Origin of the sequence: Pyrinomonas sp. (assembly GCF_040289685.1) — a bacterium.
Lineage (GTDB): Bacteria > Acidobacteriota > Blastocatellia > Pyrinomonadales > Pyrinomonadaceae > Pyrinomonas.
This window is the reverse complement of sequence record NZ_PSLQ01000061.1, coordinates 13,191-21,089: the sequence shown is the minus strand read 5'-3', so window position 1 is coordinate 21,089 and position 7,899 is coordinate 13,191. Positions and strand designations below refer to the sequence as shown.

The window sequence follows — 7,899 nt, the reverse complement described above, 5'->3', positions numbered from 1 at the left end:
CCCCCCCATCCACTTTGAGTCCGCGCAATCGGCTCGCCACGTCGTAGTCGTGGTGGACCACTTTGCGTAGCGCCGCGCCAAATCCATATTGCGCTGGGTATCGCACGTCCGTCACTCGGTCGAGTGTGTCGTAAATGTACTCGACATCAAACGGATGGTTGGGTCGTGTCGCTAAGACGACGCGCTTGCGACTTATTCTCCCTTCGGCATCGTACTCGTACTCTTCGGTGCTGACGCCCTCAGCCACAATGCGCTTGACGCGCGTCAGGTCGCCCGCCGTCACGTATTCGTAACGCACCGTAGCTGCAGGTTCGACTGGCTGCCCCGCTCCGCTCGTGTCATACGTGACCGATTGCAATCGGTTCAACGGATCGCCGTTGTAGTCAAAGACTATGCGCACGCCTCTGGCGTCAACGCGCCAGATCAGGTTTGAGCGGTCATCGTAAGCGAAGACTTCACCCCAGCTCCCGCCCCCGACATACCGTCCAGCATCATCCAACGTTGCCGATTGCTCGGCCAGTTTCTGGTGCGTTAGCCTTCCCAAAGAGTCGTAACGAAAGCGCCGCCGTTGAGCCCCTTGGATCGTCTCGATCAGATTGCCCAAAGGATCATAAATGTAGCGCGTCACTAACCCGCCGGTCCAGACCGATCCGTCGCCTTGCGGGTTTGGCTCGACCACTTCCACCAATCGCCCATCCGCATCCGTCCTCAGCCAGCGCTCGCGCCCCCACGCATCCACGTGCCGTTCAGTTTGTCCGGGTTCACCGCTCGCGACATCGGGCCGTTGAACTTCGTTGTAGAAGACTCGCGTTTGACTTCCGTCAGGCGCGCGCACCGATACGACACGCCCTAACGCATCGTACTGCGTTTCGTTCCACTGCGGTTGCTCCTGCCCGGCCCGATACGGGCGCGTTTGGCGTCGTATTCGTCCGAGCTCGTCGTATTGCGTTTCGACCACGTCCCATGCGCCACCTGTCGCAAGCGCCTCCTCGCGCTTGATCTGGCCCAGCCCATTCAATCGCCGCACGCTTTGACTGGCGAGCGTGCCATCAGCCGTGCGCGTCGTCTCGCCAACGACCATTGCTGTATCGTCATAGGCGTAAGAAGTGTAGGCGCCGCTCGATGCATAGCTCGTCTGTGGGCGCAACGTATTCGCATCGTAAATGGTCTGACTGGTCCGACCATCAGCATCCGTGGTCGCAAGGACCAAGCCGGTGTTAAAGTCGTAGACGGCACTCGTCGTCACCCGTGGACCGGAAGGATCCGCGGCACCGCGCGTCTGCGCTTGCGGATAGGCGTACTGCGTATCGACGGTGTAACTCCACGAGGTCTGCTCGCAACAACTGGTCGAAGCCGCAACCATGTTGCCTGCGATGTCATAACGCCGCGTCTCGGTGGTCGCACCGGCGAGATTCGCGGCGTCAGCGTATTTCTTGATCTGCGTGACGTTGCCGCGATAATCCGTCGCCGGATCATATTGCGGAAGCGTATTGCATACGTAGATCTGCTCGACATAACCATCGCAACGCGGATCCCAACCGACGCAACCTGGATTTTGGTAATCCGGATCGTTCGGATCATCCTGCCACAAACAGCTTTCCACAGGCGGCGCGTACGGGTTATGTGATGGCAGGTGTTGCACGACGCCGGGTGCGTCTTGAAGCGTCGCGCCATCGTACTCGTATTCGACGCGCGAAAGCCTCGTCGCACCATCGCCCCCGTAAGTCTCCACAATCCGCACGAGATTGAAGATGTGGCGGTTAGTGTAATTCGTACTGTTCTCATAAGCGGTGCGCGTCACGCGCCGCATGTTCGTCCCGCCGTAATCATACTCGCGTGTCTCCGTAACCTGGTTGTAAACGGGTCCGTAACTGAGCTCCGTAGCCGTCACTTGCCCGCGCTCATCCGTGATCTCGGTCCGCACGGGACGCGGCGAATCATACGTTCCCTGCTCCCATGTGACCGTGCTGCGAGCCAATAGACTACCTTGTGAGTCGCGCAGTTCGTCCCGGTAAATTAAACCGTCGTTGTATTGATTGGGCGCGTTGAACGAATATTGAATGCTCTTTGTCCCGTCAGGACGTGTGATCTCCACTCGTCGCGGAGAAGCGTTTTGATAGATGGCGTACTGCGTGACGGCTGGTTCAGCGTCCATGCCAGCCCAGGTTTCGGTTAAAGTCGTGTAGGTCGGAGCATCCGTCAAACTATAATCAGGTCCGAGCGGATAGTTGTAGACCTGACGGCGCGTCATCTGCCCAGTGCCGATCATCCCCTGTTCGGTCAAAGACGAAGCGTCGAAGCTCATCGCTCGCTGTTCTTCGACCTTCGCCAGCATCCCGTAAGACGAGTATGAATCCGGATCGCCAAACCAGTAACCCGTTCCGGTCGCAGGATAGTAAACGGCATCAACCACCCACACCAAGGGGTTGCGCGCACGCACCGTAAGCCCGGCAAAGCCATAGTTCAGCGCGAGCTGCCGATAGTGCAAGCGAACGAGCGTGCGCGCCGCTCCGTTTAGTCCCGGTCCAGTGATTGCCGTCAACAACCCGTTCTCGTCGTAATGAAATTCGACGGCGCGTCCCAAGGAGTCGGTGATGTATTGAATTCGCGGCCCTTGATTACCGACATAAGCGATCCTGATGTAGTTGCCGTTGACATCCGCGATTTGCGTCGGATAGACGCAACCGTCTCCAGCGGCCCCATAGCGAATCAAGGTCCCATTTGGCAATCGCGCTTCCGCCATCGAGATCACACCGTTGTAGCTCCAACTCCAGTAATCGATCAGGCTGCCATCGGTTGTATGCCCATTGAAGTAGTAGTAACCAGAGCCGTAGTTGGCTAACGCGCCCGTGAAAGCGCGACGCGTCCCATCTGGTTCGATGATCATACTGCCACCTGCGCCCATCCCGACGATCTTGCCGAAGCCTAAAGACCAGCCTGGCGCAGGCCATCCACGATCGGCATCGAAGTCAATCTCTGAGCCAGCTTTGGTCCATACGCGCGAGTTGTAAGCGAGCACCAAGTTCAACGAAAGTCCGCGTCCGGGCAAACTGATCACTGGCGCTGCGAGCTGAAAGTTGCCGCTACCCGCTCCATCATCCTGTGGGTAGCCGGGTGGATCGCCGACGCGATTGGCGGGATCGTCCGCCGCCCAGTAATTGCCTTCATCCCACCTCGAATCATCGATCGGACGAGCGAGCGCGTTGCGCTCCACCGAGCGCAAAGAAGCGGAGATCAAACGTACCCGCCCGTTTCCGGTCCCGCTGCCAACCCGTGCGTTCTTTCCGAAGCTCGCGGTTCTTCCGCTCAAGCTCCGGGGCAGATCGCGCGTAGAGACGCGATGCGTCTCTACGGCCCGTCGCCGCGCTGGTGTGCGCGCTCGCTCTCTGCTCGCCCGCTCGCCATCGGTGACCTCAATCTCCGCCGCTGCGCTTAACACTACCTGTTGCGGCTCGCACGAGATATCGCCCCGCGACGCGAGCTTCGAAAAGACCGTCAGCTCCGACCAACACAGACCTGCTGCGATCCAAATCCTCACCCGTCCATCTGACTCGAACGCCACCGATGGGCCTCCCATCCCGGTCTCGCGCGATGGCGATCAAGCGCACATCTTCTCCCACCCTCAATCTGATGGCGCGCGGCGCGATCTCGACCTGCGCAACGCGCCGGTCACGCTCCCCCTGCTTTTCGACTCGCGGCCCAGATGGTGCCTGCCGCCCCTGTTGTGCGAGGAAAGCCCTAAACCCAAAGGCCAAATCCGCTCCGAAAACTTGCGCCTCCCAAAAGATCACGCGCGCCCCGACCGGTCCCGGCAAAAGCAACACGATGACCATCGTCGCAGCCAGCGTTCGTTTCGCTCGCGCAAGCGGCGCGCCAATCGCGATATGGCGACCGCGAGTTGCGCCATTTGAACTCTTCTTCGAACCGATCCGACCGATGATCGCTCTCAAGCGGGGAGAGCGTGGCGTATCTGCAAGGCGAGGCATATTCTCGTCTCCTCAAAGCTCTCCGCCCCGAAATCGTCGCGATGTTGCTGAACGGGCGAGCTTCATCCATCGCGCATAAGCAACGGATGGCCCTATTTCACCAACATAGCGAGGGCGCTGAAACGCAGCTTTTTACGACCTTTGCTCTCTATTTCGCTTCGCAGCAAATCTCCACGAGGTGGAGTGAGACGCATCAGGTCTTCCGACGCTCCCTTTTGACTATGGCTCCGAGCACCAGCACGTGATGGCTGAAAAGTGCGGAGGCTAGGGCAACCGACGCGCGACTGCAAACCGGATCATCTGCAGCCAGAGCCAGCATGTTTTGAACAACGCTGGCTCATCTACCGACATTGAGGACGCACGATGAGTGGCACAGCTCGCTTAAGCGAGTCAAGACTTTTTGGAAGAAAGAAGCGGCGACGACCTGTTAGCTGCTCGAACTCTTTCGCTCTGCTTTCGCGCGATCCCTCCGTGAGCTTCGACCGAAGCGCTTCTCCAGGAGAAGAACGCCGCTATTTGCTTTTGCGCAGCAAGCCCAGATTTTTTCACGAGGCCCTCCATAGGAAATGCGTGACCGAAGCAGCCGCGCGAAACAACGCAAGAAGCTCTGACTTATTCGTAAGATAATTCATCTTTCCCCGAGATCGAGACCTAAAATGTTGACCGTCCGGCTAGTGAGATCTTCCCATCAGCGTTCTCGAAATCATACTGCAAAAGCACGGCCATTCCTCCCAGCGATAGGCTCGCTATGCTAGCTTTCACGTCTCCCTTGACACACCTTCTTTTGTACACTTCGGCGCGATTCAAGCTCTCGCCGAGGAGGACTTCGAAACGATGAAAGGCGGATTTATCGCTCACCTTGCCGAGCGGGAGTTTGAAGAGATTATGCGCTAGCTTCAGCGGGAAGGGCGAGAGCGCGATCTCGACCCGGAACTTTTTCTGCGAAAGATCCTGCTCGCAAAACTCCCTTTTGCGAAAAGCGATCTGAGCACCCTACTTGAGCGGACCTTCATTGTGCGGGACATCGATTTCAAGCGGAAGGTGCCGGCCGATCAGCAAACATCCTTCGCAACCATCATGAGCTTCTACTCGATCAAAGCGTATGATGCGAAATCAGGCAAGACTATTTACGATTCAGGAGTCTTCCTCTCTCCATCGTTCGAAGCTAACGAACGGGATTCGACGGTCCCGTGGTCGCCCCTCTATCTCAACTTTTACGTCTCCGAAAGCGGCGAATTATCGCTTGAACCGTACGGATGAGCTGCACCGCTCCCTATTTCACTCTCGAATCCGCGCGAGACTTCTCTGATGATAAGCTTAAGAAAACTTGATGAAACGCCCTGCATCTTCGGTTACAATCTCGACAGCGTTCACCTTAAGATCTTTCAAGACCCGATCGGGAAGGAGGAGCGTGAAGCTTGCGTAAAGTTCTTTCCATCTTGCTGTGGGCCACCATCTCCGCGCTCGGCGCGCTCGCTTTCGCCATCCTAGCCCTCAACAACGGCGAGACGATCAGCGCCGCTTGGCTCATCATCGCGGCAGTGGCGACCTATGCGGTCGCTTATCGTTTTTACAGCAAGTTCATCGCCAATAGAGCGCTCGGCGTTGACGATCGGCGCGCGACTCCCGCCGAGCTACATAACGATGGCAAAGATTTCGTCCCGACGAACAAATGGGTGCTGCTCGGCCATCATTTTGCCGCGATCGCTGGAGCTGGACCGCTTGTTGGCCCGATCCTCGCGGCGCAGATGGGCTATCTTCCCGGCACGCTCTGGATCATCATCGGCGTCGTTCTCGGCGGCGCCGTTCAAGATTTCGTCATCCTCTTCCTTTCGATGCGCCGCGATGGACGCTCTTTGGGACAGATAGTCCGCGATGAGATCGGCCCGGCGAGCGGACTGCTCGCTCTGATCGGCATCCCGGCGATCATGGTCATCTTGATCGCCGTGCTTGCGCTCGTCGTCGTCAACGCGCTGCGCGGCTCTCCGTGGGGGACTTTCACCATTGCGATGACCATTCCGATCGCGCTGCTGATGGGCGTCTATATGCGCCACTTGCGCCCGGGTCGAGTGCTGGAAGGATCGCTCATCGGATTCGCCCTGCTGCTGTTTTCCCTCTGGCTGGGCCAGCGCGTCGCGGAACATCCGTACTGGGCTAGTCTCTTCACGCTGAGCGGGACGACGCTCGCTCAGTTGATGATCCTCTACGGGTTTACGGCTTCAATCCTTCCCGTCTGGCTGCTGCTCGCGCCGCGTGACTATCTCAGCTCCTTCCTCAAGGTCGGCACGGTCCTTCTGCTGGCGATCGGGATTCTGGTCGTCCTGCCGCCAATTCACATGCCCAAGCTGACGCGCTTCGTCGACGGGACCGGACCGGTTTTCAAAGGCGATCTCTTCCCCTTCCTTTTCATCACGATCGCCTGTGGGGCGATCTCCGGGTTTCACTCGCTGATCGCTTCGGGAACGACGCCAAAGATGATTCAGCGCGAATCCCAGGCGCGCATGATAGGCTACGGCGCTATGTTGATGGAGTCTTTCGTCGCCGTGATGGCGATGGTCGCCGCCGCCTCGCTCACCCCCGGCATCTACTTTGCGATGAACTCGCCCGCCGCCGCCATCGGAACCGACGCGGCGACGGCTGCCGCGAAGATCAGTCAATGGGGCTTCGCCATAGATGCGCAAACGATCACCCAATGGGCTAAGGATGTGGGCGAGCAGACCATCTTGTCGCGCACGGGCGGCGCGCCAACGCTCGCCGTCGGCATAGCCGACACCTTCTCAAAGTTCATGGGCGGCTTCAAAGCCTTCTGGTACCATTTCGCCATCCTCTTCGAGGCCGTTTTCATCCTGACGACGATCGACGCCGGAACGCGCGTCGGGCGCTTCATGCTGCAGGATCTGCTGGGCAACATCTGGAGACCTCTTGGACGCACGGAATCCTTCGGCGCCAACGCACTGGCCAGCGCCATCATCGCTGCAACGTGGGGCTACTTCCTATACCAAGGCGTGACCGATCCTTTGGGCGGGATCAACACGCTGTGGCCGCTTTTCGGCATCGCCAATCAGATGCTCGCCGGCATCGCGCTCAGCGCTGCAACCGTCGTTCTCGTTAAAATGGGGCGCGCGCGATACAGTTGGGTAACGGCCGTGCCGCTTGCATGGCTTTTGGCCGTCACTCTAACGGCTGGGTGGCAAAAGCTCTTCTCCGCGGATCCAACTATCGGCTTTCTCGCTCATGCCCGATTGGTTGCCGATGGCATCGCCAGCGACCATTTGATCGCTCCGGCGAAATCGTTAGCCGATATGGAGAAGATGCTCTTCAACGATCGCGTGGACGCTTTGATGACGGCGACCTTGATCTTGGTGATCGTCGGCGTCTTTCTCGACGCCGTGCGCATCTGCTATCAGGTGCTCGTCGTGAAACGCAAGCCGGAGTTGAAAGAAGCGCCTTTCGTTTTGTCCTCAAACTTTCAGAGTTAGAACCGCTTCCAGGAGGATGACGATGAAAAGATTCCTTCATCGATTGAGCGCCACCATAAAGACGATCCTCGGTCTGCCGAACTACGAGGCCTATCTCGCGTGGCACTCAGCGCGCTGCCCCGGAAAAACCCCGCTTTCGCGGCGAGAGTTCTACGATCAATGCCTGCAAGCTCGCTACGATCGGGGCGCAGCCAGACGTTGCTGTTAGAACGCTGCCCCGATCGCTCTTCCGAGAGCTCTCTGCCTCTAAAGTCGATCATCCTACGGCGCGCGGCCAACCCCTGATGCCGGGGGAGGATGACCGGGAAGAAGCCGCTCTCGAAAGGGCGGCGAGCCCGCGCTGAGACGACCCTTTAAGGCCGCTCTCTTCCCTAACTGATCTGGTCCAGCTAATGCGCTGCATAGAAGTCTCTTATTATGCATCCGCGGTCGAA

Annotated in this window: 4 protein-coding genes; 3 read left to right on the top strand and 1 reads right to left on the bottom strand. The window is 58.5% G+C overall.

All coding sequences use genetic code 11. The features are described from left to right. A partial coding sequence (locus tag C4334_RS12080; protein WP_352432341.1) for an RHS repeat domain-containing protein occupies positions 1 to 3,538 on the bottom strand: 3,538 nt, incomplete at its 3' end. A 1,525-nt stretch (positions 3,539 to 5,063) separates the two neighbouring features. On the opposite strand from C4334_RS12080, the gene C4334_RS12075 reads away from it, so the two are divergent. The 3 genes from C4334_RS12075 to C4334_RS12065 all read left to right on the top strand — a co-directional run bounded on the left by C4334_RS12075 (position 5,064) and on the right by C4334_RS12065 (position 7,673). Further along, the gene (locus tag C4334_RS12075) at positions 5,064 to 5,246 is read left to right on the top strand and encodes a hypothetical protein (protein ID WP_352432340.1); all 183 of its coding nucleotides are present in this window, start codon (positions 5,064 to 5,066) and stop codon (positions 5,244 to 5,246) included. Positions 5,247 to 5,404: 158 nt separating this feature from the next. Then, positions 5,405 to 7,465 (top strand): carbon starvation CstA family protein, encoded by a 2,061-nt coding sequence (locus tag C4334_RS12070; protein WP_352432339.1) that lies wholly within the window; start codon positions 5,405 to 5,407, stop codon positions 7,463 to 7,465. 16 nt (positions 7,466 to 7,481) lie between these two features. After that, the gene (locus tag C4334_RS12065) at positions 7,482 to 7,673 is read left to right on the top strand and encodes a CstA-like transporter-associated (seleno)protein (protein WP_352432338.1); all 192 of its coding nucleotides are present in this window, start codon (positions 7,482 to 7,484) and stop codon (positions 7,671 to 7,673) included. The last annotated feature ends 226 nt before the right edge of the window (positions 7,674 to 7,899 follow it).